Annotated in this window: 33 protein-coding genes; 17 read left to right on the top strand and 16 right to left on the bottom strand. The window is 75.6% G+C overall.

Features of this window, described 5'->3' with window-relative positions; all coding sequences use genetic code 11:
* Positions 1–50 precede the first annotated feature (50 nt).
* The 3 genes from F1D97_RS01010 (at position 51) to F1D97_RS01000 (ending at position 1054) form a co-directional block, all read left to right on the top strand.
* Positions 51–341, top strand: a complete 291-nt coding sequence (locus F1D97_RS01010; RefSeq protein WP_317618923.1) for a WhiB family transcriptional regulator — start codon at positions 51–53, stop codon at positions 339–341.
* Between the two features lie 66 nt (positions 342–407).
* Positions 408–566, top strand: a complete 159-nt coding sequence (locus F1D97_RS01005; RefSeq protein ID WP_094181058.1) for a DUF4177 domain-containing protein — start codon at positions 408–410, stop codon at positions 564–566.
* The gene (locus tag F1D97_RS01000; RefSeq protein WP_236121892.1) at positions 566–1054 is read left to right on the top strand and encodes a RidA family protein; all 489 of its coding nucleotides are present in this window, start codon (positions 566–568) and stop codon (positions 1052–1054) included. Before F1D97_RS01005 ends, F1D97_RS01000 begins: the two co-directional genes overlap by 1 nt.
* A 74-nt stretch (positions 1055–1128) precedes the next feature.
* Here the strand turns inward: F1D97_RS01000 and F1D97_RS00995 are convergent, their stop codons facing one another.
* Positions 1129–1806 carry a Crp/Fnr family transcriptional regulator gene (locus tag F1D97_RS00995; protein WP_236121891.1) on the bottom strand — a complete coding sequence of 226 codons (678 nt, stop codon included), beginning with the start codon at positions 1804–1806 and terminating at the stop codon, positions 1129–1131.
* Between the two features lie 127 nt (positions 1807–1933).
* The gene (locus tag F1D97_RS00990) at positions 1934–2347 is read right to left on the bottom strand and encodes a hypothetical protein (RefSeq protein ID WP_236121890.1); all 414 of its coding nucleotides are present in this window, start codon (positions 2345–2347) and stop codon (positions 1934–1936) included.
* Between the two features lie 175 nt (positions 2348–2522).
* On the opposite strand from F1D97_RS00990, the gene nth reads away from it, so the two are divergent.
* Entirely contained in the window at positions 2523–3287 is a 765-nt protein-coding gene (gene nth / locus F1D97_RS00985) for an endonuclease III (protein WP_236121889.1), read from the top strand.
* Between the two features lie 6 nt (positions 3288–3293).
* Here the strand turns inward: nth and F1D97_RS00980 are convergent, their stop codons facing one another.
* From F1D97_RS00980 to F1D97_RS00970, 3 genes are read right to left on the bottom strand one after another with little or no spacing between them, the layout of a single operon-like run.
* Positions 3294–4229 carry an alpha/beta fold hydrolase gene (locus tag F1D97_RS00980; protein WP_236121888.1) on the bottom strand — a complete coding sequence of 312 codons (936 nt, stop codon included), beginning with the start codon at positions 4227–4229 and terminating at the stop codon, positions 3294–3296.
* Between the two features lie 10 nt (positions 4230–4239).
* Complete coding sequence (gene nhaA, locus F1D97_RS00975; RefSeq protein WP_236121887.1) at positions 4240–5571, bottom strand: Na+/H+ antiporter NhaA; 1332 nt, start codon at positions 5569–5571, stop codon at positions 4240–4242.
* Positions 5543–6265: a winged helix-turn-helix transcriptional regulator gene (locus tag F1D97_RS00970; RefSeq protein WP_236121886.1), complete on the bottom strand. Its 723-nt coding sequence runs from the start codon at positions 6263–6265 to the stop codon at positions 5543–5545. Before F1D97_RS00970 ends, nhaA begins: the two co-directional genes overlap by 29 nt.
* Positions 6266–6558: 293 nt before the next feature.
* On the opposite strand from F1D97_RS00970, the gene F1D97_RS00965 reads away from it, so the two are divergent.
* The 10 genes from F1D97_RS00965 to F1D97_RS00920 all read left to right on the top strand — a co-directional run bounded on the left by F1D97_RS00965 (position 6559) and on the right by F1D97_RS00920 (position 14540).
* Positions 6559–7293, top strand: a complete 735-nt coding sequence (locus F1D97_RS00965; protein ID WP_236121885.1) for a hypothetical protein — start codon at positions 6559–6561, stop codon at positions 7291–7293.
* Positions 7294–7527: 234 nt separating this feature from the next.
* Positions 7528–8151, top strand: coding sequence for an FABP family protein (locus F1D97_RS00960; RefSeq protein ID WP_236121884.1), 624 nt, complete (start codon positions 7528–7530; stop codon positions 8149–8151).
* A gap of 7 nt (positions 8152–8158) precedes the next feature.
* Positions 8159–9337: a CAF17-like 4Fe-4S cluster assembly/insertion protein YgfZ gene (gene ygfZ, locus F1D97_RS00955; protein ID WP_236121883.1), complete on the top strand. Its 1179-nt coding sequence runs from the start codon at positions 8159–8161 to the stop codon at positions 9335–9337.
* A gap of 2 nt (positions 9338–9339) precedes the next feature.
* On the top strand, positions 9340–10479 hold the full coding sequence (locus F1D97_RS00950) for an FUSC family protein (RefSeq protein WP_236121882.1): 1140 nt from the start codon (positions 9340–9342) through the stop codon (positions 10477–10479).
* 201 nt (positions 10480–10680) lie between these two features.
* Positions 10681–10986 carry a type II toxin-antitoxin system prevent-host-death family antitoxin gene (locus F1D97_RS00945; RefSeq protein ID WP_236121881.1) on the top strand — a complete coding sequence of 102 codons (306 nt, stop codon included), beginning with the start codon at positions 10681–10683 and terminating at the stop codon, positions 10984–10986.
* Positions 10986–11405: a type II toxin-antitoxin system VapC family toxin gene (locus F1D97_RS00940; protein WP_236121880.1), complete on the top strand. Its 420-nt coding sequence runs from the start codon at positions 10986–10988 to the stop codon at positions 11403–11405. The genes F1D97_RS00945 and F1D97_RS00940 overlap by 1 nt, the downstream gene beginning before the upstream one ends.
* 65 nt (positions 11406–11470) lie before the next feature.
* Positions 11471–11806: a DUF2516 family protein gene (locus F1D97_RS00935; protein WP_236121879.1), complete on the top strand. Its 336-nt coding sequence runs from the start codon at positions 11471–11473 to the stop codon at positions 11804–11806.
* Positions 11806–12777 (top strand): asparaginase, encoded by a 972-nt coding sequence (locus F1D97_RS00930; RefSeq protein WP_236121878.1) that lies wholly within the window; start codon positions 11806–11808, stop codon positions 12775–12777. The genes F1D97_RS00935 and F1D97_RS00930 overlap by 1 nt, the downstream gene beginning before the upstream one ends.
* Before the next feature lie 59 nt (positions 12778–12836).
* Entirely contained in the window at positions 12837–13274 is a 438-nt protein-coding gene (dtd, locus tag F1D97_RS00925) for a D-aminoacyl-tRNA deacylase (RefSeq protein ID WP_236121877.1), read from the top strand.
* Positions 13275–13991: 717 nt separating this feature from the next.
* On the top strand, positions 13992–14540 hold the full coding sequence (locus tag F1D97_RS00920) for an O-acetyl-ADP-ribose deacetylase (protein ID WP_236121876.1): 549 nt from the start codon (positions 13992–13994) through the stop codon (positions 14538–14540).
* 52 nt (positions 14541–14592) lie between these two features.
* On the opposite strand, the gene F1D97_RS00915 is transcribed toward F1D97_RS00920, so the two are convergent.
* The 3 genes from F1D97_RS00915 to F1D97_RS00905 all read right to left on the bottom strand — a co-directional run bounded on the left by F1D97_RS00915 (position 14593) and on the right by F1D97_RS00905 (position 16878).
* Positions 14593–15177: an alpha/beta hydrolase family protein gene (locus tag F1D97_RS00915; RefSeq protein ID WP_236121875.1), complete on the bottom strand. Its 585-nt coding sequence runs from the start codon at positions 15175–15177 to the stop codon at positions 14593–14595.
* Positions 15178–15244: 67 nt separating this feature from the next.
* Positions 15245–16147 carry a Cof-type HAD-IIB family hydrolase gene (locus tag F1D97_RS00910; protein WP_317618922.1) on the bottom strand — a complete coding sequence of 301 codons (903 nt, stop codon included), beginning with the start codon at positions 16145–16147 and terminating at the stop codon, positions 15245–15247.
* Positions 16148–16158: 11 nt separating this feature from the next.
* Positions 16159–16878, bottom strand: coding sequence for a SanA/YdcF family protein (locus F1D97_RS00905; RefSeq protein ID WP_236121874.1), 720 nt, complete (start codon positions 16876–16878; stop codon positions 16159–16161).
* A gap of 274 nt (positions 16879–17152) precedes the next feature.
* Here F1D97_RS00905 and F1D97_RS00900 point away from each other — a divergent pair, with 274 nt between their 5' ends.
* Both F1D97_RS00900 and F1D97_RS00895 read left to right on the top strand, forming a co-directional pair.
* Positions 17153–17692, top strand: a complete 540-nt coding sequence (locus F1D97_RS00900; protein ID WP_236121873.1) for a hypothetical protein — start codon at positions 17153–17155, stop codon at positions 17690–17692.
* 22 nt (positions 17693–17714) lie between these two features.
* Positions 17715–19031 carry a phosphotransferase family protein gene (locus tag F1D97_RS00895; RefSeq protein ID WP_236121872.1) on the top strand — a complete coding sequence of 439 codons (1317 nt, stop codon included), beginning with the start codon at positions 17715–17717 and terminating at the stop codon, positions 19029–19031.
* Positions 19032–19055: 24 nt separating this feature from the next.
* On the opposite strand, the gene F1D97_RS00890 is transcribed toward F1D97_RS00895, so the two are convergent.
* Genes F1D97_RS00890 through F1D97_RS00855 form a run of 8 tightly spaced genes read right to left on the bottom strand, consistent with a single transcriptional unit; the run spans position 19056 to position 23908 of the window.
* Entirely contained in the window at positions 19056–19721 is a 666-nt protein-coding gene (locus tag F1D97_RS00890) for a response regulator transcription factor (protein WP_236121871.1), read from the bottom strand.
* On the bottom strand, positions 19718–21229 hold the full coding sequence (locus F1D97_RS00885) for a sensor histidine kinase (RefSeq protein ID WP_236121870.1): 1512 nt from the start codon (positions 21227–21229) through the stop codon (positions 19718–19720). Before F1D97_RS00885 ends, F1D97_RS00890 begins: the two co-directional genes overlap by 4 nt.
* Positions 21222–21587, bottom strand: a complete 366-nt coding sequence (locus tag F1D97_RS00880) for a hypothetical protein (protein WP_236121869.1) — start codon at positions 21585–21587, stop codon at positions 21222–21224. Before F1D97_RS00880 ends, F1D97_RS00885 begins: the two co-directional genes overlap by 8 nt.
* 53 nt (positions 21588–21640) lie before the next feature.
* Positions 21641–21982, bottom strand: a complete 342-nt coding sequence (locus F1D97_RS00875) for a HepT-like ribonuclease domain-containing protein (RefSeq protein WP_236121868.1) — start codon at positions 21980–21982, stop codon at positions 21641–21643.
* 8 nt (positions 21983–21990) lie between these two features.
* On the bottom strand, positions 21991–22437 hold the full coding sequence (locus F1D97_RS00870; RefSeq protein ID WP_236121867.1) for a nucleotidyltransferase domain-containing protein: 447 nt from the start codon (positions 22435–22437) through the stop codon (positions 21991–21993).
* Between the two features lie 40 nt (positions 22438–22477).
* Positions 22478–23212, bottom strand: a complete 735-nt coding sequence (locus F1D97_RS00865) for an SIR2 family NAD-dependent protein deacylase (RefSeq protein WP_236121866.1) — start codon at positions 23210–23212, stop codon at positions 22478–22480.
* A 1-nt stretch (position 23213) separates the two neighbouring features.
* Complete coding sequence (locus F1D97_RS00860) at positions 23214–23696, bottom strand: PPOX class F420-dependent oxidoreductase (RefSeq protein WP_236121865.1); 483 nt, start codon at positions 23694–23696, stop codon at positions 23214–23216.
* A 20-nt stretch (positions 23697–23716) separates the two neighbouring features.
* Entirely contained in the window at positions 23717–23908 is a 192-nt protein-coding gene (locus tag F1D97_RS00855) for a hypothetical protein (protein WP_236121864.1), read from the bottom strand.
* A gap of 72 nt (positions 23909–23980) precedes the next feature.
* Between F1D97_RS00855 and F1D97_RS00850 the strand changes: the two genes are divergently transcribed.
* Positions 23981–24133, top strand: a complete 153-nt coding sequence (locus F1D97_RS00850) for a hypothetical protein (RefSeq protein WP_236121863.1) — start codon at positions 23981–23983, stop codon at positions 24131–24133.
* Positions 24134–24140 lie beyond the last annotated feature (7 nt).

Raw genomic sequence — 24140 nt, 5'->3', positions numbered from 1 at the left:
GAACGGTACCGGCGAACGGGGGCCTCGCCGACTTCGACCTAGGGGGCGCGGTGGTAGCGACCAAGGAGGGTCACTGGACTGCGTCTGCGGCCTGCGGCTCCGGGAACGTCTCGCCGGACGCGCTGTTCGTCGAGGGCTCCGCGCAGCGTGACGCCCGGTCGGTGTGCCAGCAGTGCCCCGTCCGGCTCGAGTGCCTCGCGGACGCGCTCGACAACCGCATGGACTTCGGCGTGTGGGGCGGGATGACCGAGCGCGAGCGCCGTGCGCTGCTGCGCCGCCGTCCCGAGGTCCGCTCCTGGTGGTCGGAGCTCGTGCCGCGCGGCGAGCTGATCTCGAACTGACGAGCTCGGCCGGGCTCGGACCGACCGGCGGCGGCCGCGGTGCGCGCGGCTGGCTAGGGTGGGCGCATGGCGACCAAGTGGGAGTACGCGACCGTCCCCCTCATCATCCACATGACCAAGGCGATCCTCGACCAGTGGGGCTCCGACGGCTGGGAGCTCGTCCAGGTGGTCCCGGGGCCCGGTGACGGCCTCGTCGCCTACCTCAAGCGCCCGCTGGACTCCTGATGGGTGCCGCGCAGCGGCTCGCCGACCTCGGGCTCACGCTCCCGGCGGTGTCCGCGCCCGTCGCGGCGTACGTCCCCGCGGTCCGCAGCGGCGTCCACGTGCACACGTCCGGGCAGCTGCCGTTCGTCGACGGTGCGCTGCCGACCACCGGCAAGGTGGGGGCGCAGGTGGGTCCCGACGAGGCGACCGTGCTGGCCCGCACCGCGGCGCTCAACGCGCTCGCGGCGGTGGCCGCGCTCGTCGAGAGCGAGGGCGGTCCGGCGGGTGCGGACGCGCTCGACCGGATCACGCGCGTGGTCAAGGTCGTCGGGTTCGTCGCGAGCGACCCGTCGTTCACGGGTCAGCCTGCGGTCGTCAACGGCGCGAGCCTGCTGCTGCACGACGTGCTGGGCGACGCGGGCGTGCACGCCCGCTCCGCCGTCGGCGTCGCGGTGCTGCCGCTGGACTCCCCGGTGGAGGTCGAGATCGTCGTCGAGCTCGCGGGCTGACCGCAGGACCCACGACACGCGAAGGCGGCCCGGACACGTGCGTCCGGGCCGCCTTCGTCGTCCGTGCGGGGGCGTCAGCGGGCGCGGCGCTCCAGGCGGTCGATGTCCAGCAGGACGACCGCGCGGCCCTCGCGGCGGACCCACCCGCGGGCCGCGAAGTCGGCGAGGGCCTTGTTCACGGTCTCGCGCGACGCGCCGACGAGCTGCGCGAGCTCCTCCTGCGTGAGGTCGTGCGCGACGCGCACACCCTCGTCGACCTGCTCGCCGAACCGCGTCGACAGGTCGAGCAGCGCCTTCGCCACGCGACCCGGGACGTCGGAGAACACGAGGTCGGCGAGCGCCTCGTTGGTGCGGCGCAGCCGGCGCGCGAGCGCCTGCAGCAGGTGGCGGGCGACGTCGGGCTTGTCGGCGAGCCAGCGGACCAGCTCGTCGTGGTCGAGCTCGAGCAGCACCGCGTCGGCGACGACGGTCGCGGTGGCGGTGCGGGGGCCCGGGTCGAACATGGACAGCTCGCCGAACATCTCGCCCGGGCCGAGCACGGCGAGCAGGTTCTCCCGCCCGTCGGTCGAGCGTCGGCCGAGCTTGATCTTGCCGTCCCGCACGATGTAGAGCCGGTCGCCCGGCTCGCCCTCGTGGAACAGCACGTCGCCTCGCACCATCTCGAGCGGGGTCATGCTCGCGACCAGCGCGAGTGCCGATTCCTCGTCCAGTCCCGCGAACAGCGGTGCTGACAGCACGACGTCCTCAGCCACGCCACGCTCCTTCGTCTCGATCCTGCTCGGTGTGTCCGGTTCACCCGGCGCGCCGAGGCCCGGCCACGTCGAGATCCACGCCACAGTCTGCCGCATCCGGCGTCGCTGTCCTGTTCGAGCGGTCAGGTCAGCGGCGGACCGGAGGCGTGGCCACCACGTCGCCCGCGCACGCGGGGTGGTCCGCGAGTCGCGAGATCAGGCGGTCCGTGGTGCGGGCGAGCGCCTCCGTGACGCCCTGCTCGTAGAGCGCGAGCTGCTCGTCGAGCGCGCGCAGCCGGTCGATCGCGGGAACGTCGCTCGGTTGCAGGTCGGGCAGCAGGCGCTCGAGCTCGCCCATGCGCGGCACGCCGAGCGTGACGTCGAGCGGCAGCTGGAACGCGACGTCCTCGCCGAGCGGTGCGGGCCGTGCGGCGGCCGCCACCGCGAGGTCGAGACGTGCGCGTACGAGCCGTCGCCACCAGCCGACGCGCTGGCACTCGGCGCGCAGCGCGCGCCGGTCGAGGCGCAGGCTGCGGACTGCGTGATCGCCCCCAGGTGTCATCGTGGTACGTCCTCCTCGTCCCGCTGACCACTGGGTCAACGGCAGACCGGACGTCCGGCTTGAACGTTTGGTCCCGTGGTGTTGCTCACGTCACCCTGGGGGAGCAACGCAGGCGGCTGCTGGGCGTCCGTCCAGGTCAGCGCGCGGTGTCGGTGGCCGCACCTACGCTGGCGGGGTGACGACGAGCGCCGCGGGGCCCGAGCTCCCGACCAGCCTCCCGACCAGCCTCCCGACCGACCTCCCGACCGACCTCCCGACCGAGTCCCCCCTCGCCCGCACCCGCCGCGCGCGGCGTGCCGACCGGCTCCTCGCGGAGCGGTACCCGGACGCACGGTGCGAGCTCGACTTCACGGACGCGTTCACGCTCCTCGTCGCGACCGTCCTGTCCGCGCAGACCACGGACGTGCGCGTGAACGCGACCACGCCCGAGCTGTTCGCGCGGTACCCCGGCCCGGCGGAGCTCGCGGCCGCGGACCCGGACGAGCTCGAGGCGATCCTCAAGCCGCTCGGGTTCTTCCGCGCGAAGGCGAAGGCCGTCACAGGCCTGTCGCGCGCGCTCGTCGAGCAGTTCGGCGGGACGGTGCCGCGCCGGCTCGACAAGCTGGTGACTCTCCCGGGCGTGGGCCGCAAGACCGCGAACGTCGTGCTGGGCAACGCGTACGGCGTCCCCGGCATCACCACGGACACGCACGTGCTGCGGCTGTCCCGGCGGTTGGGGTACACCGCGAGCGAGGACCCGCTGGTCGTCGAGCGTGAGCTCGGTGCGCTGCTGCCGCGGCGCGACTGGACCATGGCGTGCCACCGGCTGATCTTCCACGGGCGTCGCACGTGCCACGCGCGGCGGCCGGCGTGCGGGGCGTGCCCGCTGGTGCGGCTGTGCCCGTCGGCGGGCATCGGCGAGACCGACCCGGTGAAGGCTCAGGCGTTGCTCAAGGGCTGACGCGCGTCAGGGCTCCAGCGGCGCGACACGACGCAGCCACGTGAGCAGCGAGCGCGTGACGAGCTCGGGCTCCTGCTCCGCCAGGTAGTGCCCCGCACCCGCGACGAGCTCGTACGTGTAGTCCGCGCCGACGAGCGCCGACGTCTCGCGCGTGAGGGCGACCGACCGCGAGCTGAACAGCCCGTCGCGCGAGCCGTGCAGGTGCAGCACGGGCGTGGGCCGCGTGCGCCGCAGGCCCGCCGCGAACCGGCGGCCGTCGGGGCGCGGTGCGGAGCGGCCCAGCCAGCGCAGCTGCTCGAGCTGCGAGTGCGCCGCGAACGGCACGCGCAGCGCCTCGAGGTAGGTGCGCTCGGTCGCGCGGTCGAGCCACTGCCCGCCACCCCACTCGACGAGCATCCGGTGCGCGAGGTCGCCGCGGGTCAGCGCGCGCTCGGGCAGGGACGGCAGCTGCACGTACGCGAGGCGCCGCGCCGCCGCGGGGCGGAACGTGGTCCAGGGTCGGCGCACGGCGTCGAGCGGGTGCGGGGAGGACAGCACGGCGATGGCGCGCGTCGCGGCGGGCTGCAGCGCGGGCATCGCCCACGCGACGGACCCACCCGTCCCGGTGCCGACGACGACGGCCGAGCTCGCGCCCAGCGACCGCACGACCCCCGCGACGTCGGCGGCGAGCGTCGGCACGTCGTACCCCTGCGGCGGCTTGTCCGAGCCGCCCGTGCCGCGCACGTCGAGCGCGGCCACGCGGTACCCGGCCTCAGCGAGCGCGGGCAGCTGGTGACGCCACGCCCACCAGAACTGCGGCACGCCGTGCAGGAGCACGACGAGCGGGACGTCCCGGTCGTCCGGCCCGGCGACCGCGGCGTGGAACCGCGCGCCGTTCGCGGAGACGAACCGGTGCTGCCACGGCCCCTCGATCAGGAGCGTGGCGGAGTCGACGGTGGTCATCGTCGTGAACCTATCCGTTCGGCGGTGACGAGGGCGGCTCGGTGCCCGAGAGGTCGGTGCTCGCGCGCAGCCGCCGGCCACGCGCTGCGAGCACGGTACCGCCGACGAGCGCGGCCGCGAGGGAGGCCGTGAGCACGGCGAGGACCGCGTGCTCGTCGTGCGGGGACCCCTCGCCGAACGCGAGCTCGGCGACGAGGAGCGAGACCGTGAACCCGATGCCGGCCACGAGACCCACACCGAGCACGTCGCCCCAGCGCAGCCCCGGCGCGAGGCGGGCGCGCGTGAACGTCGCGACGAGCCACGTGACACCGACGATGCCGAGCGGCTTGCCGACGACGAGCCCGAGCGCGACCCCCTGGGCGACGGGGTCGGACAGCGCGTCGCGCACGACGTCCGAGGAGATCGTCACGCCCGCGGCGAACAGCGCGAACACCGGCACGGCGACGCCCGCGGACACGGGCCGCCACACGTGCTCCCAGCGTTCCGCGAGCGACTGCTCCGGCTCGGCGGCCAGGCCGTGCGCGCGGGCCGTCGCGGCAGGGCTCGCGGGCACGACGAGCCCGAGGGCGACGCCCGCGAGCGTCGCGTGCACGCCGGACGCGTGCAGCAGGGCCCAGGCGAGCACGCCGAGCGGCACGAGCAGCCACGCGGTGGTGCGCCGACGCCGCACGAGCACGGTGAACACCGCGACGCACGCGACCGCGCCGGCCAGCGGCAGCCACGCGAGCGACTCGGTGTAGAACGTGCCGATCACGAGGATGGCCAGCAGGTCGTCGACGACCGCGAGCGTGAGCAGGAACGCCCTCAGCGCGGCGGGCAGGCCGCGGCCGACGAGCGCGAGGACGGACACCGCGAACGCGATGTCGGTCGCGGTCGGCACCGCCCAGCCCTCGGCCGCGCCGCCGTCGCGCGACAGGTTGACCGCCAGGTACAGCAGCGCGGGGGCGACCATGCCGCCCACGGCCGCGACGATCGGCACGACCGCCGTCGCCGGGTGCCGCAGCTCGCCGACCGTCAGCTCACGCGCGAGCTCGAGCCCCACGACGAAGAAGAACACCGCGAGCAGCCCGTCGGTCGCCCACTGCGCGAGCGTCAGGTCGAGGTGCAGCGCGTGCGGCCCGACGACGGTGTGCGACACGGCCGCGTACGCGTCGGGCCAGACGTTCGCCCACACGAGCGCGACGACCGTGCCGACGAGCAGCAGCACGCCACCCGCGCGCTCGCCGCGCAGCGTGTCGGCGAGGTTGCGCTCGCCTCCGGGGGTGAGGCGGGAGAACAGCTCGGGTCGGCGACGGGTGCTCTCGTCGGCGGGGTCAGACGGCCGGTTCGGTGACGTTGTCACGGTCCCCCGTGGCTCGACGGTCCTTCGGCGGGTCGAAGCGGTAGCCGACGTTGCGGACGGTCCCGATGAGCTGCTCGTGCTCCGGGCCGAGCTTCGCGCGCAGGCGCCGCACGTGCACGTCGACCGTGCGGGTGCCCCCGTAGTAGTCGTAGCCCCAGACCTCCTGCAGCAGCTGGGCGCGCGTGAACACGCGGCCCGGGTGCTGCACCAGGTACTTCAGGAGCTCGAACTCCTTGTACGTCAGGTCGAGCGGGCGGCCGCGCAGGCGTGCGGTGTAGCCGCCCGCGTCGATCGTCAGCTCGCCCGACGAGATCTCCTGCGGCGCCTCGTCGTAGCCCGAGACCGCGGCCCGCTCCATGACGAGGCGGAACCGCGTCTCGACCTCCGCCGGTCCGGCCGAGTCGAGGACGATGTCGTCGGCGCCCCACTCGGCCGTGACGACCGTCAGGCCGCCCTCCGTGAGGACGAGCACGAGGGGGACCGCCAGGCCCGTGGCGCGCAGCAGCCGACAGGTGGTGCGCGCGGTGACCAGGTCGCGGCGCGCGTCCAGCACGACGATGTCCGCGTCCGGCGCGTCGACCAGCGCCGAGGGCTCGACAGGCAGCACGCGCACGCGATGGGACAGCAGCCCGAGCGCCGGCAGCACCTGTGCCGATCCACCGGACGCCGGGGTCAGGAGCAGAAGGTCTGCCACCGTGGAACCTCCCTGCGGCGAGTGGGGACACGCTACCGCGTGCGCCGCCCCTGGCGGACGGGCGTCCGGGAGTCGGCCCGGCGCGTCGGTGACCTGCACGCACGGGTGATCCTCGGGTGATCCCGCCGTGATCCCGCGCTGATCCCGCGGCACCGGTCCGGGCATCTGCGAGACTGTCGGCCGTGCTCCCCCAGGTCCCGACCGTCTCGATGCCCCGTGCGGGCGTGCTCGTCGGCGTGCGCGCCGCGTCTCGCCGACCGGTCGGCCGAGCGGTGGACGGGCGGTAGCGGACCGTGCTGCTCGCCACGCGTGCGGTCGTCACGGCCGCCCTCGCCGCCGTCGTCGCGGTCGCCGGCTACGTCGGCGGCCTGCCCGTCACGGTCGTCGCGGGCCTCCTCGCGCTCGCGTTCGCGATCGGCTGGCCGTCGCTCGCGAGCCTGCCGTTCAAGCCCGGCTCGGCGACCGTGATCGCGATCGGCGGCGCGGGCGCCGTCCTCGCGGTGCACTACGTGCTCGACCAGCCGTACCTGCGATACCTGCCGGTGGTGTTCGCGACGACGATCCTGCTCGCGTTCCTCAACGAGCTGCTGCGCCGAGGTGGGCGCGAACGGCTCGTGGAGTCCGTCGCGGGCACCGTGACCGGCACGCTGCTCGCCGTCGCGGTCGCCGGCTGGGTCGCCATCGGCCGCACGCCGGGCGGCGAGCCGATCGTCGTCGTGGGCGCGCTCGCGCTCGCGGTCGGCTCGGCGGTCGTCGCGCTGCCGTTCGCGGGCTGGGCAGGGGCCACCGTCACGACGCTGGCCGCCACGGGCGCGGGTGCGCTCGCCGCGCTCGTCCTGCCGGACATCGACCTCGTCGCGGGCGTCGTGCTCGGCGCCGCCGTGGGCGTGCTCGTCTCGTCGCTGCACGTGCTGTTCGACGACCTGCACACGCTCGCGCGGCGGCTGCCGTCGATCGCGGCGGTCGTCCTGCCCGTCACCGTGACCGGCATCCTCGTGTACGTCGTCGGGCGCGTGCTCGTCGGCTGACGGCCTCGTCCGGTCGACCGTCCGGGTGCTCGCCCGCACGGGTGTGACGAGCGTCGTCGCCGTCCGCGGGGGCAGGACGCCGTCAGGTCGTTAGGATCGCCCCATGACAGCGCTCGAGGGGCTCTTCATCGGTCTGCTGGTCCTCGCCACCGGCGCCATCGCCTGGACGGCGGGCATCGTGGTGCTCCGCCTGTTCAAGTCGCAGAACTGACGCCCGGACCCGAGAGGCACCACATGGCCTTCGTGCTGCCCGAAGGGCTCGCGCCCGAGGTGTACCCGCTCGCCTGGCTCGTCGGCCGCTGGCACGGCCAGGGCGTCGTCGGCTACCCGGGGGTCGACGAGACCGCGTTCGTGCAGGACGTCGTGTTCGACCACGACGGCGGCCCGTACCTGTCCTACACGTCGACCATCCGGCTCGTCGTCGCGCCGGACGACGCGTCCGCGCTCGCGGGCGAGTCCGCCGAGGCCACCGCCGAGGGTGACGACGAGGCGCCGTCCGCGAGCCCGACGAGCGACGTCGCCGTCGAGGACGGCCCGGTCTGGTCGACGGAGTCCGGGTACTGGCGCGTGCCGCCGGAGCGGCCCGCGGACCTGCCGGACGAGCAGTTCCCCGTCGAGGCGCTCCTGGCCGACCCGTCCGGGCACGTCGCGGTGTACGTCGGCGCGGTCGGCAACGGCCGCATCGACCTCGCGTCCGACCTCATCGCGCGCACCGCGACGGGTGCCGACGTGACCGCCGCCAAGCGCCTGTACGGGCTCGTCAACGGCGAGCTCATGTGGGCGCACGACATGGCGGCGTTCGGCCAGCCCATGCAGTCGTACGCGTCCGCGCGCCTGTCGCGCGTCGAGGGATCCTGAGCCCGCGATGACGGAGGCCGCCGTCCCCGTCGAGGCCGCGTCGTACGAGGCGCCGCGGCACCGCAGCCCGCTGCTCGCGCGGCGCGGCGCGGTCGAGGGCGTCGGGCCGGACGCGGGGGTCGCGTGGCACTACGGCGACCCGACCGCCGAGCAGCGCGCGCTCGCGCGCGGGGGAGCGGTCGTCGACCAGTCGCACCTCGGCGTCGTGCGCGTCGCCGGGCCGGACCGGCTGACGTGGCTGCACTCGATCACGACCGCGCAGCTCGCGGACCTGCCCCCGCGCACCTCCACCGAGCTGCTGGTGCTGAGCCCGCACGGTCACGTCGAGCACGCCGCGGCGGTCGTCGACGACGGCGAGGCGACGTGGCTGGTCACGCAGACGCCCGCGGCGCTCGCGGCGTGGCTCGACCGCATGAAGTTCATGCTGCGCGTCGAGATCGCCGACGTGACCGACGAGTGGGCCGCGATCGGCGAGCCCGTCGCGGCCGAGGGCGGCGACGACGAGCCCGTCACCTGGCGCGACCCGTGGCCGCAGGTCACCGCGGGCGGCACCCGCTACGGGCCGGCGCCCGACGAGCACCCGGGCGCGGACCGCGCCTGGCGGCTGGTGCTCGTGCCCCGCGCGGACCTGGCCCGCGAGGTCGCGGCGCGGGAGGCGACCGGCTGGCCGCTCGCCGGGACGTGGGCCAGCGAGGCGCTGCGCGTCGAGGCGTGGCGCCCGCGCGCGGCGTTCGAGGTCGACCACCGGACCATCCCGCACGAGCTCGACTGGCTGCGCACCGCCGTCCACCTGCACAAGGGCTGCTACCGCGGGCAGGAGACGGTCGCGCGCGTGCACAACCTCGGCCGCCCGCCGCGGCGCCTGGTGTTCCTGCACCTCGACGGCTCCGGGCACCTGCTGCCCGAGGCCGGTGCCGCGGTGCACGAGACCACGGGCACGCCCGGTGAGCCCGGACGCGAGGTGGGACGCGTGACGTCCGTCGCGCGGCACCACGAGCTCGGGCCCGTCGCGCTCGCCGTGGTCAAGCGCTCGCTGGCCACGGACGTCGAGCTGCTCGTCGCGTGCGAGGGCGGCGTGGTCGCCGCGGGCCAGGAGGTCGTCGTGCCCGGTGAGGGCGTCTCGACCGACCGGCCCGCACCGCGCGGACCCGTCGCGCGCGGGCTCGGCGTGCACCCCTCGCTCTGACGATGGGGGCCGCGCCGACGAGTGCCGCGACCGACGCCCCGCGCGGGGGCCTGCACGAGCTGCGGCTCGTCGCCCGGGCCCGGTGGCGGCAGGGCGTCGACCGCGTGCGGGCCGCGTGGTTCCCGATCCTGCAGGCCTCGGTCGCGGCGGGTATCGCGTTCGCGATCGGCCGCTACGTGCTCGACCACCCGTACCCGTTCTTCGCGCCCGTCTGCGCGTGGATCGCGCTCGGGTTCAGCGCCGACCGGTCGCTGCGGCGCGTCGCCGAGATCGCCGTGGGCGTCGCGATCGGAGTCGGGCTCGGGGACGCGCTCGTGCACGTCATCGGCACCGGGCTGTGGCAGGTCGCGCTCGTGCTGTTCGTCGCGGCGACCATCGCGCGCCTGCTCGACCGCGGCGCGCTGCTCACCACGCAGGCCGGCGTGCAGGCCATGATCATCGTCGGCCTGCCGAACATCGCCGCGACCGGCGGGCCGCTCGGCCGCTGGACCGACGCGCTCGTCGGCGGTGCGGTGGCGTTCCTCGTCGCCGTCCTCACCCCCTCCGACCCGCGACGCCACCCGCGCGCGCTCGCGTCGCGCGCGACGCAGGAGGTCGCGGCGGTGCTCCACGAGCTCGCGCACGCGCTGGCCGCGCAGTCGCCGGGCGACGCGGAGGACGCGCTCGTGCGTGCCCGCGCGTCGCAGCCGCGGTTCGACGAGTGGCGCGAGACCGCGACGAACGCGCGCGAGCTCGCGCGCCTGTCGCCGGCCGCGCGCCGGCACCGCGGCGAGCTCGTGCGGCTCGTCGCCGCGTCCGTGCAGCTCGACCGCGCGATGCGCAACACCCGCGTCATGACGCGCCGCGGGCTCGCGCTGCTCGAGGCGCCCACGGCGCACGACCTCGTCGCCGCCGGGCAGCGCCTGGAGGCCACGGCGGCCGCGGCCGACGACCTGGCGTCCGCGTTCGGCAGCGGGCGCGACGCCGCGCGCGTGCGCGAGGCCCTGCTGCGCTCGGCCGCCGCGCTCGACCCGTTCACGATCGCGCCCGACGACTGGCAGGTGCAGAGCCTCGTCCTGCTGCACCGCTCCCTCGTCGTCGACCTCCTGGAGGCGGCAGGCGAGGACCCGTCCCGAGCCCGCGCCGCCCTCCCGGACCTGTAACCGCACCACCGCCCCGGCCCTCACCCCGCGTGAAGTCGCGAGTTCCTCGCGAAGTCGTGCGTTGCTCTGCACGACTTCACGAGGAACGCACGACCTCACGCGGGACCCGCGACCATGCCAAGCCCGGGAGCGGGGGTGTGGGAGGGGTGGGAGCGGTCCGGGGGGTGGGCCGGCGGGGTGGGAGCCGGTAGCGTGCCCGCCGTGGAGGTCGCGGTCAGCGCGTTGCGCGCAGAGCTCAGGCAGTGGATCGAGACGGCACGCACGGGGCAGGACGTCGTGATCACCGAGCGCGGCATCCCGGTCGCGCGGCTCACCGGCATCGAGTCCGCCGACCTCCTCGCGCGCCTCGAGCGCGACGGCCTGCTCGCGCCCGCCCGGGCCACCCGCGAGGCCGCGCAGCCGGTCGCGGTCGACGGCGCGCACGGGGGGCGGGACGGCGCCCGCGACGGGTCTCGTGAGGGAGCCCGTCAGGGTGTGTCGAGCCTCGTGCGACGGCTGCGACGCTGATGGCGGTCTGCTACTTCGACACCAGCGCGCTCGCCAAGCTGTGCGTCGCCGAGCCCGGCTCGGAGCTCGCCGCGGCGCTGTGGGAGGGCGCGGACCTCGTCGCGACGTCCCGGCTCGCCGACGCCGAGGTGCGCGCGCTGCTCGCGGGCGGGCGGCGCGCCGGCGTCATCGACACGCGCGTCGAGCGGGCCGCGCTCGCGCAGTGGGAACGCTTGTGGCCCGCGATGCACGTCATCGAGCTGCACGAGCCGGTCACGGCCGGCGCCGCGACGCTCGTCGGGTACCACGCGCTGCGGGCGGCCGACGCGCTGCACCTCGCGTCCGCGCTCGTCCTGCGGTCCGACGAGCTCGTCGTCGTCGCGTGGGACGAGCACCTGGCCGCCGCGGCCCGCGCGGAGGGCCTGCGCGTCGTGCCGTGACGCCTCGTCGTCCCCCGGCCGACGGGGTGCCTGCGCGCGGGGCGTGCGGCCCGTAGGCTCGGCGCGTGGGAATCGTCGGAAGCCTCCAGTGGATCCTCTACCTGCTGTTCCTGCTCGCGATCTTCGTGCTGTGCGTGTGGGCGCTCGTCGACCTGCTGCGCCGCCCCGCGAGCGCGTTCCCGGCGGCGGGCAAGCGGACCAAGAACTTCTGGCTCCTGATCGTGGGCGCCGCGACGTTCCTCGCGTTCCTCGGGATGCCGCCGCTGCAGATCATGCCGATGTTCGTCGGCCTGCTGTGCGCGGTCGCCGCGATCGTGTACCTCGTCGACGTGAAGCCTGCCGTCGCGCCGTACTCGCGCCGCCGCGGGGGCGGTCCGACGAGGTCGACGGGCGGCTGGTGATGACCGACGTCGCGACGTCGGCCGTCCCGCTCGCCCGCGTGGTGCGCGGCGGGCTCGTCGAGTCGGTGCACGCCGGGCACGTCGTCGTGCTCGCACCCGACGGCGACGTCCGGCTCGCGCTCGGCGACCCGGACGTGACGATCTGGGCGCGCTCGTCGCTCAAGCCGCTGCAGGCCGTCGGGATGCTGCGGCACGGCCTCGACGCGCACGACGAGCAGCTCGCGATCGCGTGCGCGAGCCACAACGCCGAGGCCGGCCATCTCGACACGGTGCGTGCGCTGCTCGCGGCGCACGGCCTGACGGTGTCCGACCTCGACAACACGCCCGACTGGCCGCTCGACCCCGAGGCGGCCTGGTCGTGGCGCGAGCAGGGCAACGGCCGTGAGCCGCTCGCGCAGAACTGCTCGGGCAAGCACGCGGCGATGCTCGCGACGTGCGTCGCGGCGGGCTGGTCGCTCGCGGGCTACCGCGAGGCCGGTCACCCGCTGCAGCGCGCGCTGCACGACGCGGTCGCCGAGCTCACGGGCGTGCCCGTGACCGCGACGACCGTGGACGGGTGCGGTGCCGCGCTGTTCTCGACGAGCCTGGTCGGCCTCGCCCGGGCGTTCGGGCGGCTGGGCCGCGCGCCGCACGACCCGGCGCACGCCGGCACGCCCGAGGGTCGCGTCGCGGCAGCCATGACGGCGCACCCCTGGCACGTCGGCGGGACGGGTCGTGACGCGACGCGGTTCATGCAGGCCGTCCCGGGGCTCGTCGCGAAGGACGGTGCCGACGGCGTGTACGCGGCGGGCCTGGCCGACGGCGGAGCCGTGGCGCTGAAGATCGTCGACGGCTCGGCGCGGCCGCGTGCCGCGGTGCTCGCGGCGGCGCTGCGCGCCGCGGGCGTGGACCCCGCGCTCGTCGACGAGGTCGGTCGGACCCCCGTGCTGGGGCACGGCGAGCCCGTCGGGGCGGTCGAGGCCACGTTCTGACGCGCCCGACGAGGCGCCGCACGAGCCCGGAAACGCACCGGGCGGGGAGAGGCAGGGACATGCGAGCTGTCGTGCAGCGGGTCACGCGCGCGTCGGTGACGGTCGACGGCGAGGTCGTCGGCGCGATCGACCGGCCCGGGCTGGTCGCGCTCGTCGGCGTCACACCCGGTGACGGGCCCGCGCAGGTCGAGCTGGTCGCGCGCAAGATCGCCGAGCTGCGGATCCTGCGCGACGAGCAGTGCGCGGTCGACGTGGGTGCGCCCGTGCTCGTCGTCAGCCAGTTCACGCTGTACGGCGACACGCGCAAGGGCCGGCGCCCGACGTGGAACGCGGCGGCGCCCGGGCCCGTGGCCGAGCCGCTGGTCGACGCGGTCGTCGACGCGCTGCGGGCGCGCGGACTCGAGGTCGCGACGGGCGTGTTCGGCGCGGACATGGCTGTCGAGCTCGTCAACGACGGGCCCGTGACGATCCTGCTGGAGTCCGTGCCGGAGGCGTGATCCGCCCCGGGGGCGGACGGGCCGGACGGGCCCGGACACGGGAGAAGGCCCCTCGAAGTAAGCGTTCGAGGGGCCTTCCCGGGGTGATCCCAGGCCGTCCGTCCGTCCGGGCGAACCCGGCCGTCCGTGTCGTCACCGACGAGTCGGTGCGACCGGCGCCGCTTCGACGATGCGGCTCCCACCCGGCACCCGGTGGTCCGGCGAACCGGTCCGCCGTGGGCGGGGGGACTGCGATCGACCTCCCGGTTCCGAGCGGCCCTCGCGTCGTCGTCCGCGAGCCTCAGGGTTGCCCCGTCGGTGTGGTCGCCCGTTCTCCGGTCGGCCCGGTCCCGCTGTCCCTGTCCCCGTCAGGAGCGCCCCCCGAGGGAGGTGGTTCCTGTCGGTTCTCGATCCGGCGAAGCCGATGAGTGATTTCTAGTCCCGCGTCCAGGACCCCGCAAGGGGCAGGTCAGGGGCAATTTCGTCCACAGGTCGCTCCACACCGTTGTGCACAGCCCGGCCTGCGTGAACACGGGCCGAACACAGGGCTGTGGACAGAATTTGTGGACAACCAGCGTGTCGTTCACCCGGTCGGTCGTCGCCCCCACGTACCCTGGAGGTCGGTGAGGGCCCCTCGGAGTAAGCGTCCGAGGGGCCCTCTCATGCGTGAGGCGTCTCACGGCACGTCCGGGACCGTTGGCCGCGCGGACCCCGCGGGTCCCGGCCGAGGATGGTGACATGCGGATCGACGCGGCGCTGGGGGACATCACCGAGCTGGACGTGGACGTCGTCGTGAACGCGGCGAACTCCGCGCTCCTGGGCGGAGGAGGAGTCGACGGCGCGATCCACGCCGCCGCCGGGCCGAAGCTGCTCGAGGCGTGCCGCGAGGTACGCGCCACGCGCTACCCCGACGGCCTGCCCGTGGGGGAGGCCGTCGCGACCGACGCGTTCGACCTGCGCGCGCGGTGGGTCGTGCACACCGTCGGGCCCAACTGGCACGCCGGCGAGCGTGACCCCGCGATGCTCGCGGCGTGCTTCCTCACGTCCATGGAGGTCGCGGTCGACCTCGGGGCGCGGAGCATCGCGTTCCCCGCGATCAGCGCCGGAGCGTACGGGTGGGACGTGGACGAGGTCGCGCGCATCGCCGTCGGGTCGCTGCGGGCCTGGAAGGTCGGCACGGCGCAGGACCGCGGGCCTGACGGGACGCCGAACGGGATCACGTACGCGCGGTTCGAGCTCTTCAACGCGCGCGCGCTGGACGCGTTCCAGCGGGCCCTCGCGGCCTGACCGCCGTCCGCGGGACCCCGAGGCGCCGACAACCCGGACCGGGTCGGCGAGCTCAGACGACCGGGCGGCCGAACCAGTCGAGGACGGCCGCGACGACCGGCGGGTCCTTCGGCGAGTGGTCGCCCGGCACGGTCACCAGCTCCCACGGGCCGGCGAGCGACGCCAGGTGCGCGCGCAGCTCGTCGGGCGAGCCGAACGGGTCACGCTCGCCGCTGACCGCGAGCGCGGGCACACGGACATCCGGCAGGTGCTCGACGCGCAGCCGGTCGGGACGGCCCGGCGGGTGCAGCGGGTAGGAGAGCAGGAGCAGCCCAGCGGCCGGCTGGCCCTGCGCCACGGCCATCGACGACATGCGCCCGCCGAACGAGCGCCCGCCGAGCACGAGCCGCGCCGGGTCGACACCCAGCTCGTCGGCCCACGCGTCCGCGCGCTCGCGCAGGTACGGCACCGCGGCCTCCGCCCGCTCGGGGGCGCGGCTGCCGCGCTCGCGGTTCGCGAAGTTCAGCCGCAGCACCGGCAGCGGCGCCAGCGCGGCCTCGAGCGCGACGAGCGTGCGGTGGTCGCGGTCCGCGCCCGCGCCGGGCGTCAGGACCACCCCGGCGACGGTCGTCGGGTCGAACGCGCGGACGTCGGCCATACGGCCAGGCTAGCGAGGCGCGCGCTCGTCGGCCGGGCCCGTCCGGCCGGGCCCGCTCGTCGGGACGTCAGCCGTCCAGGCGGAACGCCGCGCGCAGCGTCCGGACCACGCCGTCGTCGTCGTTCGACGGTGCGACGAACCGCGCGGCCGCCCGCACGTCCGGGTGCCCGTTGGCCATCGCGAACGACCAGCCCGCCGCCGCCAGCATGCCCAGGTCGTTGAAGTAGTCGCCGAACGCCATCGTCTGCTCGGGCGCGATGCCGAGGCGCGCCTGCAGCGCGCGCACCGCCGTGCCCTTGTCGGCGTCGGGACCCATGACGTCCACCCAGTGCTGACCCGAGACGAGCACCCGGACCGGGCCGTCGAACGGCGCGAGCAGCGGACCCGCTCCCTGCTCCGCGGCGCCGAAGTCGAACACCGCGAGCTTGAGCACGTCGTCGTCGACGGCCTGCAGGTCCTCGACGTGCTCGAGCAGGCGGTAGTACGGGCGCACGTGCGCGAGGAACGCCTCGTCGGTGCGCTCCACGTACGCGGACCGCACGCCGCACAGCACCGCGCCGAGGTCCGCCCCGTCCGCGACCGCGTCCCGCACCACGCCCACCGCGCGGCGCGCCGTCGCCCGGTCCAGCGGCGCGACCGCCACCGGCTCGTCGTCCCGCACGACGACCGCACCGTTCTCCGCGACGTACGTGAGGTCGCCGCGGCCGAGCTGGGCGCGCAGCGTCGCGTGCTGGCGGCCGCTCGCCGGGCACACCGTGACCCCGCGCGCGACGAGCGCGTCGAGCACCGGCCGGAAGCCGTCCGGCAGGCGCTTCGCGGAGTCGAGGAGCGAACCGTCCATGTCGAGTGCGACGAGGCGGACGTCCGTCGCGTCGAGCGTGGAGCGCAGGTCGTCCAGCAGCGTGGCGGGTCGCGTGGCGCCGGCGGTGGTCTGGGCGGGGCTGGTGGCGCTGGTGGGGCTGTCGGGCACACCCGATCGTCTCAGGAGTCGCGCAGCACGTCCTGCACGCCCGGCTCCGCGGGGCCCAGGTGCACCGGGTCGCGGCCCGTGAGCCCGTCCCACCAGCCCTTGTACGACGCGGCGACCTCGCGCAGCCGCCAGCGCCGCAGCTGCTCGGGCAGCACGCCTGCCGACGAGACGCCCACGCCCTGCGTGTCGATGCCCGCCGCCGTGCACGAGAACACCGCGCGGCGCACGTGGTAGTCCTGCGTGAGCACCACCGCGGCGTCCACCCCGAACACCCGGTGAGCGCGCACGCACGAGTCGTGCGTGTCGAAGCCGGCGTAGTCGAGCACGACCGCGTCCGTCGGGACGCCGTTCGCGACGAGGTAGTCGTGCATGGCCGTCGGCTCGTCGTGACCCACCGAGCCGTTGTCGCCGCTCACGAGGATCGCGCGCACCGTGCCGTCCTCGTACAGCGTCCGCGCGGCGTCGAGGCGGCGGCGCAGGTACGTCGACGGCGAGCCGTCCGGGCGCAGGCCCGCGCCCAGCACGATCGCGACCGGCGTGTCCCGCACGTCGTCGAGCGTGCGCAGGTGTGCCTGACCCGTCCCCTGCACCCACGCGAGCGGGACGAGCAGCACGACGACGAGCGCGGCGGCGACGAGCAGACGGCGGCGCCACCGCCGGCGCGCGGGCCGGGCGTGCCGGACCGGCTCGTCGGGCGGCGCGGCAGGACGCTGCTCCGCCTCGATGCTCACCCGCCCACCCTAAGTCCGCCCCCGGCCACCCCCACGCCGCCGCGCCCACCCGCGGCGCGGGCCCGGGTCGCCCGCGCCGCGGGCGCAGCGGGTGGAGAAGCGCTCACCAGGCGAGCGTTTCTCCACCCGTTCACCACTGCCGTGGCGCGTGGGCGGGATGGCCACCATGAGAGGTCTCTCATGGGGGGCTCCTGGAGGGCTCATCGAGCGCCGGGATCGTCTGAGGGGTCGCGCAGAGCGCGGCAGCGCACCACGATCGACCAGGAGGCCCCTCATGCGCACCCTTCCCCGTTCCGTCTGGATCGTCTCCGGCACTCTCGGTGCCGTGGCCGTCGCCGGTGGTTCCGCGTTCGCGGCGTCGTCGTCGAGCACGCCGGGCGCCCCCGCCGCGGGTACGACGAGCACCTCGACGAGCACGGCGACGAACACGGCGACGAGCACGGCGACGAGTACTGCGACGAGCACGGCCACGCCGTCGCCCGCCGCGCCGTCGGTGACCCCGTCGGCCTCGTCGTCCGCGACGCCGTCGCCCGGCGCCGCCGACCCGTCCCGCACGCAGAACTCGTCGGCCGTCACGACCGTCACCGCCCTGACGCCCGCGAGCCCGCTGACCGCGGCATCGCCGGTCACCCCGCAGACCGCGCCGACCCCCGCGAGCCCGGCCAGCCCCGTCTCGCCGGCGAGCCCGGTGACGCCGCCGAGCCCCGTCAGCCCGGCCAGCCCCGTGAGCCCGGCCAGCGCTGTCAGCCCGGCCAGCCCGGTGACGCCCGCCAGCCCCGTCTCGCCGGTGAGCGCGCCGAGCGCGGACGACTGAGGTCACTGGCACGCTGTCGGACATGACCGAACCCGCCCGCCCCGACGCGACACGCTCGCGCCCGGGCGGGCGGGCCGTGCGTGCGCCCGACGAGGCTGCGGCGTTCGCGGTCCTCACCGGCCCGCAGGCGGGTGACCTGCTCGCGGCGGCGCTCGGTACGACGAGCGAACGCCTCGAGTGGCGGGTCGACGCGGTGCACCACCGCCCGGGCGACGGGGTCACGGTCGGCTACGTCGTCGCGCAGGGCGGCCACGGCGGTGACGACGGCGGTGACCACGGCGGCGACCATGGCGGTGCCCGCAGCGGGCGCGGCCACGGCGGGGCTCACGGCGCCGGGACGCGGCACGGCGGCACCGTCGAGTACCTGCTCGCGTCGTCGTCCCGGTCCGCGCCACGCGATGCCCCGGGCGTGCTCGTCGCGCACGGCCCCGCGGGCGAGGTGCTCGTGTGGCGCCACCCCGACGACCCGATGCTGCCCGCGCTGCGACGGGCGTGCGACCCCGGGCTGCTCGCCCAGGCGCTGCCGGGCGACTGGCCGGTCAGCACGCTCGAGCTCGTGGGGTACCGGCCGCTGCGCCGCGCGGTGGTGCGTGCGGAGCGCGACGGCGTGACCTGGTACGTCAAGGTGCTGCGGCCCCGGGACGGGCACGCGGACGACGTGGTCGCGCGCCACCTGCTGCTCGGTGCGGCGGGTGTGCCGGTGCCGCGTGTCGCGTACGCGTCCGACGACGGGCTCGTCGTGCTCGAGGCGCTCGGCGGGACGCCGCTGCTGGACGTGCTGGTCGCGGGTCGGACGCCCGCGCTCGCGGTCGTGCTCGAGGTCCTCGCACGGTTCCCGGCCGACGCGCTCGCGCTGCCGGAGCGGCGGCCGTGGTCGTCGCGGGCCCGTGCGTACGCGAGCGCGCTCGAGGTGCGTCCGGCGCTCGCGGGCCGCGCGCACGCGGTCGCGGCGGGGGTGCGCGCCGGGCTGCGGAGCACGGACGCCGGACCGGTGGTCCCGACGCACGGTGACCTGCACGAGGGTCAGCTGCTCGTCGACGGGTCGGGGCGGGTCACGGGGCTGCTCGACGTCGACACGGTCGGTCCCGGGCACCTCGTCGACGACGTCGCGTGCCTGCTCGCGCACGTGCACGCGGTGCACCCCTCGACGCCGACGCTCGGTGACGCGCTGCGGCGCTGGGCCGACGAGGCGCGCGCGTTCGTGGACCTCGAGGCGCTGCGCGTGCGGGTCGCGGGGGTGCTGCTGTCGCTCGCGGCGGGTGCCGTCCCGGTGGGCGCCGACGAGCCGCACACCGACTCCGAGCGTCTGCTGACCGCCGCGGAGGCGTGGCTGCCGTGAGCCGCCGGGGCCCGGCCGCCGGGGTCAGGCCTCGAAGCGGTAGCCCACGCCGCGGACCGTGGTGATGAGGTCCGCGCCGAGCTTGGTGCGCAGGTAGCGCACGTACACGTCGACGACGTTGGACGACGGGTCGAAGTCGTACCCCCAGACGCGCGACAGCAGCTGCTCACGGGACAGCGCGGTGCCGGCGTTGCGCAGGAACGTCTCCGCGAGCGCGAACTCCCGCGCGGAGAGGTCGACCACGCGCCCGTCGACCGTCGCGCGGCGCGAGCGCAGGTCGAGCGTGACGGCCCCGCGGCGCAGCACCGTGGTGTCGTCGGCCGCGTCCTGCTCGGTGCGCAGCCGCAGCCGCACGCGCGCGAGCAGCTCCTCGAACCGGAACGGCTTGGCCATGTAGTCGTCGGCGCCGCCCTCGAGCCCGGCGACGGTGTCCTCGACCGACGAGCGCGCGGTCAGGATGATGACCGGCAGGCGCGATCCGGCGGCGCGCAGGCGGCGCAGCACGTCGAACCCGTCACCGTCGGGCAGGCCGATGTCGAGCACCATGAGGTCCACCTCGCCGGACAGCGCGAGGTCGAACGCCTCGCGCGCGGTCCCGACGACCGTGGGGGCGTAGCCCGCGGCCTTGAGGCCCTTCGCGACGAACGACGCGATGCGCACCTCGTCCTCCACCACCAGCACACCGCTCACGCGTCACTCCCTCCGGTCGGCCGGGCCGCCGCGTCCTCGTCGGGCGCGTCCGGCCCGCGGGTCTCGTCGCGCTCGTCGCGCTCGTCGTCGGGACCGGCGTCCGTGACCGGCACCGCGGGGACGGTGACGACGAACGTCGACCCGATCCCCGGCTCCGACGACACGTCCACGCGCCCGCCGTGCGCCCGCGCGATCGCCGCGACGATCGCGAGCCCCAGCCCCGCGCCCTCGGTGCCCGCGGCGGCGGCGGTCCGCTCGAACCGCTCGAAGATGCGCGCCTGCTGCTCGGCGGGGATGCCGACGCCCTCGTCGCGCACCCACAGCCGCAGCGACCCGCCCGCGACGGCCGAGCCCAGCGTGACCGTCGAGCCCTCGGCGGAGAACTTCACCGCGTTGCTGGCGAGCTGCAGCCACGCCTGCGTGAGCCGTCGCGCGTCGACCAGGCACGCGACGTCCGCGCGCTTGTCCACGCGCCACGTGCGCGCGCCCAGGCCGCTCGCCTTGTCGAGCACCTCGTCGGTCAGCACGCCCAGGTCCGTGGGCGCCGGCTGCACGAACCCCTCGCGGTCCGCGACCGCGAGCACCAGCAGGTCGTCGACGAGCAGGCGCATGCGGTCGACCTCGTCGAGCGCGAGCTCGCGCGTCGCGCGCACGTCGTCGGGGTCGTCGACGTCCATGAGCTCGAGGTGCCCGCCGATGATCGTCAGCGGCGTGCGCAGCTCGTGGCCCACGTCGTCGAGCAGGCGGCGCTGCGCGGACATCGACGCCTGCAGGCGGTCGAGCATCGCGTTCACGGTGAGGCCGACCTCGCCCACGTCGTCGTCCGTGGTCACCGGGACGCGCGCGTCGAGCGTGCCCTCGTCGATACGCGCCGCGGTGTCCCGCAGCTCGCGCACCGGGCGCAGCACGCGCCCCAGCAGGAGCCACGCGACGACGCCCGTCGCCAGCAGCGCGCCCGCCGCGACCGCCGCGTACGTGCGCCACGTGTCGTCGAGCGACGCGACCTCCAGGTCCCGCACGGTCGCCACCGCGAACAGGCCTGCGGGCGCGGCGGGGTCGTCGACGACGAGCGGCACCGTCACCAGGCGGTAGTCGGCGAGCGTCGTCGTGACGGTCCGCAGGCGCACCGGGTCGTCCGCCGGGACCGTGCGCAGCAGCGCGACGAGCTCCGCGTCGTCCTCCAGGCGCACCGGCACGGTCGTCGGCGCGTACCAGGCGGGCGCGCCGTCGACGAGCGCGATGCTGCCGTCCGCGGGGTCGGGGAGCGTCTGCTGCATGGCCGTACGCAGCACCTGGTCCACGGGCAGGTCGGTGTTCGCGAGCGCGGTGCGGCGGAACTGGTCCGCTGCGCTCGTCAGCTCCGCGTCGATCGAGTCGTCGAGGTCCTGGCGCTGGATCGCGTACGTGACCAGGCCTGCGCCCGTCAGGCCGAGCGCCGTGACCGCGAGCGTCGTCGCGACCACCTTCGCCCGGACCGTGCGCCACAGGCCGCGGCGCGGCTCAGTCATCGTCGCCCGTGCTGTCGCGCTTGCGGTCCCCGCCGTGGTCGTCGTCCGGCTCGGGTGTGTCGTCGTCGTCGGGGTCCTCCGTCTCGTCGTCGTCCGGGTCGCGCGGCGGGGCCGGGTCGACGGCGGCGGGGGTGGGCGTCGCGCGCGCGGTGCGCGTGGGCTCGGGCGTGGGCGTCGACGTGGCAGTGGGTCCGGCGGTCGGCGTCGGCGTGGGGGCCGGCGCGGGGGTCACGAGGACGGGGTCGCCGATCGTCCGGTCCGCGGGCGGGCTCAGCGCCGCGGCCATCGCCCACGACGCGGAGCCGACGACGAGCACGGCGAGCACCACCGCCAGCACCGTCCGCAGACCCCGACCCATGAGCCCATCGTGCCTGCGAAGCATGAGGCGCGTATGAGAACTCCGCTCGGGGGTCAGCTCCCGGGGACGAGCAGGTCGGTGCGCAGCCGGGGCAGCTCGCGGACCAGGACGTTCCACAGGAGGTCCTTGTCGATGCTGACGTAGTGGTGCGCGAGCCTGTCCCGGATCCGCTTGAGCTCACGCCATGGCACCGCCGGCCGCGCCGACCGGAACTCGTCGTCGAACGCCTCGCACGCGGTCTGCAGGTCGATGAGCAGGGCCTTCGACGCGAGGTAGGCGATCTCGTCGTCGCCCACGAAGTCGTCGTACCCCCGTGCGACGATCCGGTCGGCGACGTCGAGCATCCGCGCGACGTCCACCAGGGCCCGCGCGGTGCGCTCCGCGTGCGTGCTCACGCCGGTGCTCACAACGGCCGGGCGGTCGCGCGCGCCGTCTCGACGACCGGGCCGCGCCCGTCGTCGTGCACGATGTCGACCTTCACGTCGAGCAGGTCCTCGAGGTCGAGCTCCATGCGCACGACGTCGACGAGTGACGTCCCGGGGGCGGTCTCGACGAGCAGGTCGAGGTCGGACGCGGGCGTGTCTGAGCCGACCGCTGCCGAGCCGAACACCCGCACGGAGTGCCCGCCGTGCGCCCGGACGATCTCGGCGATCTCGTCACGGTGCTCGCGCAGCGCCTCCGAGGGGAGCGGGCGCAGGGCGGCGAGCACCCGGTCGAGCTGGACGGGGCCGAGCGGGCGACGCCCCGTCTCGTGCGCGCTGATGTTGGGCTGCGGCACGCCGCTGCGGTGCGCGAGCTCGGCCTGCGTCAGGCCGCGCCGGCGACGGCGCTCCGCGAGGTCGGTCGACACGCACCGACCATAGCGCGTCGCTATACGGCGCTGCGACGGGTCAACGCGTCAGGGTCTCGACGAGCGCGGGGACGGCCTCGTCGATCGGGTCGCGGACCAGCTCGTCGGCCAGGTGGTCGTACGGCGTGGGCTCGGCGTTGACGATCACCAGCCGCGCGCCCGACTCCACCGCGAGCGGCGCGAGGCTCGCCACAGGGTGCACCGTCAGCGTCGTACCGATCGCGACGAACGTCTCCGCGTCGGTCGCCGCCGCGATCGCCCGGCCCAGCGCGTCGTCGGGCAGCTGCTCGCCGAAGTACACGACGTCCGGCTTGAGCACCCCGCCGCACTCGACGCAGCGCGGGTCCGGCTCGTCGGCCAGGCGCGCGAGCACCTCGCTGGTGGGCCACGTCGTCGTGCACCGCAGGCACGACGTCGTCGCGAGCGACCCGTGCAGCTCGACCACGTGCTCGTCGGACGAGCCCGCGGCCTGGTGCAGGCCGTCGAAGTTCTGCGTGAGGACCGCGCGCAGGTGCCCCGCCCGCTCGAGCTCCGCGAGCGCCCGGTGCGCCGCCGTCGGCCGGGCCTGCCACACCGCGTGCTCGGCCCACGCGCGCCACCCCGCGACCCGCACGTCGGCGTCTCGCACGTACGCGTCGATCTCCAGCAGCCGCGCCGCCGCCGGGTCCTGCGTCCACACGCCCTGCGGCCCGCGGAAGTCCGGGATGCCCGACGACGTCGAGATGCCCGCGCCCGTCAGGACCGTGACCGTGGGCTCGTCGTGGTGGTGCGGCACGTCAGCCCTGCGCGTCCAGGCGCGCGGCCACGTCCGCGGGGAACCCGCCGGTGGCGATCGGACCCCAGCGCTCCGGCGTGACGCGCAGCAGCGACTTGCCCTGCAGGCGCATCGCCGCGCGGTACTCGTCCCAGTCGGGGTGCTCGCCCGCGATGCAGCGGAAGTAGTCGACGAGCGCGTCCTCCGCCTCCGGCATGTGCAGCACCTCCGCGGTGCCGTCGATTTGCACCCACGGGCCGTTCCAGTCGTCCGACAGCACGCACACGCTCACCCGCGGGTCACGCTCCGCGTTGCGCGTCTTCGCGCGGCCCGGGTACGTCGAGATGACGATGCGTCCCACGTCGTCCACCCCGCCGGCGACCGGCGAGACCTGCGGTCGCCCGTCCGAGCGCGCGGTGACGAGCAGCAGGTGGTGCCGGGGGCGGACGAAGTCGAGGAGCTCGTCGAGCGAGACGGAGGTGTTCGTCGCGATGGAACGTGCCATAGGAGGACGGTACGACGAGCTCAGCCGAGCTCGTCGGAGAGCGCCATGGCGTGTGCGACGAGCTGGTCATCCAGGCCGGTGAGGTCCCACCCCTCGGCGCTGGCGACGCGCTCGCGCTGGATGTCGCAGACGACCGCGACAGCGCCCGAGAACGCACGCTCGGTCAGACGCAACCCGATGTCGAACGCGAGGGGTGCCAGCTCGGCGGTCACGTCGCACATCGACCAGACCACGTCGATGGACGGGCGCCAGACTGAGACGTGGGACGGGATCACCGTCTCCTGGTGGTCGCCTGGGCGCAGGCTCACCTCCCGGAGCGGCTGCTGCTCGCAGAGGTGAGCGTGCAGGCGTACGACGGGCCGGACCGTGCCCAGGTCTGGTCGCTGCAGCCTGACACGCCCTGGGCGCGCGAGGTCGGGCCGGACTACACGCACTGAGGACGGA

This window comes from Cellulomonas palmilytica, from assembly GCF_021590045.1.
Taxonomy (GTDB): domain Bacteria; phylum Actinomycetota; class Actinomycetes; order Actinomycetales; family Cellulomonadaceae; genus Cellulomonas; species Cellulomonas palmilytica.
Note: the sequence above shows the minus strand (reverse complement) of the source record. Positions and strands in the feature narration are given on the sequence as shown.

What these genes read in the sequence shown, in the direction of transcription:
- F1D97_RS01000 (WP_236121892.1), top strand. Translation starts at nt 566, where the DNA reads ATGGGTGCCGCGCAGCGGCTCGCCGACCTCGGGCTCACGCTCCCGGCG.
- F1D97_RS00915 (WP_236121875.1), bottom strand. Translation starts at nt 15,177, where the DNA reads ATGGCCGACGTCCGCGCGTTCGACCCGACGACCGTCGCCGGGGTGGTC.
- F1D97_RS00920 (WP_236121876.1), top strand. Translation starts at nt 13,992, where the DNA reads ATGCGGATCGACGCGGCGCTGGGGGACATCACCGAGCTGGACGTGGAC.
- ygfZ (WP_236121883.1), top strand. Translation starts at nt 8,159, where the DNA reads ATGACGGAGGCCGCCGTCCCCGTCGAGGCCGCGTCGTACGAGGCGCCG.
- F1D97_RS00930 (WP_236121878.1), top strand. Translation starts at nt 11,806, where the DNA reads ATGACCGACGTCGCGACGTCGGCCGTCCCGCTCGCCCGCGTGGTGCGC.
- F1D97_RS00980 (WP_236121888.1), bottom strand. Translation starts at nt 4,229, where the DNA reads ATGACCACCGTCGACTCCGCCACGCTCCTGATCGAGGGGCCGTGGCAG.
- F1D97_RS01005 (WP_094181058.1), top strand. Translation starts at nt 408, where the DNA reads ATGGCGACCAAGTGGGAGTACGCGACCGTCCCCCTCATCATCCACATG.
- F1D97_RS00990 (WP_236121890.1), bottom strand. Translation starts at nt 2,347, where the DNA reads ATGACACCTGGGGGCGATCACGCAGTCCGCAGCCTGCGCCTCGACCGG.
- dtd (WP_236121877.1), top strand. Translation starts at nt 12,837, where the DNA reads ATGCGAGCTGTCGTGCAGCGGGTCACGCGCGCGTCGGTGACGGTCGAC.
- F1D97_RS00900 (WP_236121873.1), top strand. Translation starts at nt 17,153, where the DNA reads ATGCGCACCCTTCCCCGTTCCGTCTGGATCGTCTCCGGCACTCTCGGT.
- F1D97_RS00960 (WP_236121884.1), top strand. Translation starts at nt 7,528, where the DNA reads ATGGCCTTCGTGCTGCCCGAAGGGCTCGCGCCCGAGGTGTACCCGCTC.
- F1D97_RS00880 (WP_236121869.1), bottom strand. Translation starts at nt 21,587, where the DNA reads ATGGGTCGGGGTCTGCGGACGGTGCTGGCGGTGGTGCTCGCCGTGCTC.
- F1D97_RS00885 (WP_236121870.1), bottom strand. Translation starts at nt 21,229, where the DNA reads ATGACTGAGCCGCGCCGCGGCCTGTGGCGCACGGTCCGGGCGAAGGTG.
- F1D97_RS00895 (WP_236121872.1), top strand. Translation starts at nt 17,715, where the DNA reads ATGACCGAACCCGCCCGCCCCGACGCGACACGCTCGCGCCCGGGCGGG.
- F1D97_RS00860 (WP_236121865.1), bottom strand. Translation starts at nt 23,696, where the DNA reads ATGGCACGTTCCATCGCGACGAACACCTCCGTCTCGCTCGACGAGCTC.
- F1D97_RS00940 (WP_236121880.1), top strand. Translation starts at nt 10,986, where the DNA reads ATGGCGGTCTGCTACTTCGACACCAGCGCGCTCGCCAAGCTGTGCGTC.
- F1D97_RS00950 (WP_236121882.1), top strand. Translation starts at nt 9,340, where the DNA reads ATGGGGGCCGCGCCGACGAGTGCCGCGACCGACGCCCCGCGCGGGGGC.